Consider the following 1,208-nt stretch of genomic DNA (forward strand, 5'->3'; position numbering starts at 1 on the left):
TCGCCCGCCGGCGACGCGTTGCCGACGTTCCCGCACACGGTGCCGCGATTGCGGATCTGCTCGGAGCCGATCTGCGCGGCCGCCTCGGCGAGCGCCGTGAAGCGAGCGCTCACGACGGTATGGCGGACGACGTCGCTCAGCCGCGCCAGCGCGCCGATGCGAATTCCGGTCTCGGTCACCCGGATCTCGTCGTCGAGATCGCTGATCCTCGAGAGCAGCACGAGGAGCTTCGGTGCGGACTTCCCGGCCCGGATGTGAATCAGCACATCGGTTCCGCCGGCGACCAGCTTGGCGTCGGGTCCATGGGACGGCAGCAGCGAGAACGCTTCGTCGAGCGTTCTCGGCGCTGCCACGCGGAAGTGGGCCATGTCGACCACCCTTGATTGCATGCGCCGTCGTTCGGCCGGGACAGGGTCCTGGTCGTTTCGAAGACGTCGTCGAACGGGCCTCGCGCGGTCTCGTGCGAGATCGAGGTTCAGGCGGGGGTTTCGGGTCGTGCGGGGGAGCAGGCGAGCAAAGTCGGCAGCAGTCCCGCAGGCGTTCGGATCACGGCCTCGATGTCCGGAAGGGACGTCGATGGTCTCGGCCCGTCACCGCGGATGGCCATCGTTGTGGCCATTGCGAGGCTCGCGTTCAAATCGGCCTCGATGTTCGAACATTTAGTACTTTCGTCTGGATGCTCGACAATACGGTGAAGTGCGTAGCGTGTTCGCACATACGGGCCATATGTTGCCGCGGCGACCGAATGCCTCCAAGATGACCGGTGCTGACGGTCGGCGCTGTTGCCGGAGCCGCGCTGACATCCCGTGCTCGACAGACGACCATGACCCGACGGAAATTCGATCCGAAAAGCCGCCGCGCCGGCGAGACGCTCGCTTCGGCGACCTATGGCAGCCTGCGCCGCGACATCATCGCGGGCGCCCTGTCGCCCGGCAGCCAGCTCCGCATCCGCCAGTTGTGCGAGCGCTACGGCGTCGGCTTCAGCCCGATCCGCGAGGCGCTGAACCGGCTGTCGCGGGACGGCCTCGCCCGACAGACGGATCTGTGCGGGTTCACGGTCGCGCCGCTCAGCAAGGCGGAGCTGGAGGAGATCACGGTCACGCGCTGCTGGCTGAACGAGCTCGGGCTGCGCCAGTCGATCGGGCGCGGCGACACGGCGTGGGAGGAGCGCGTCGTGCTCGCCTATCACCGGCTCGCCCGCGTCGCCG

At 67.9% G+C, this 1,208-nt stretch carries 2 protein-coding genes; one reads left to right on the top strand and one right to left on the bottom strand.

Annotated features, from left to right (window positions below):
- The coding region (locus tag ABTU92_RS29730) for an FAD binding domain-containing protein (protein WP_408095139.1) at positions 1-368 on the bottom strand (368 nt) is incomplete at its 3' end.
- A 455-nt stretch (positions 369-823) separates the two neighbouring features.
- Here ABTU92_RS29730 and ABTU92_RS29735 point away from each other — a divergent pair.
- Positions 824-1,208: GntR family transcriptional regulator (locus ABTU92_RS29735; RefSeq protein ID WP_408095140.1), on the top strand; the 385-nt coding region annotated here is incomplete at its 3' end.

It is taken from the genome of Rhodoplanes sp. SY1 (genome assembly GCF_046000175.1).
Lineage (GTDB): Bacteria > Pseudomonadota > Alphaproteobacteria > Rhizobiales > Xanthobacteraceae > Rhodoplanes.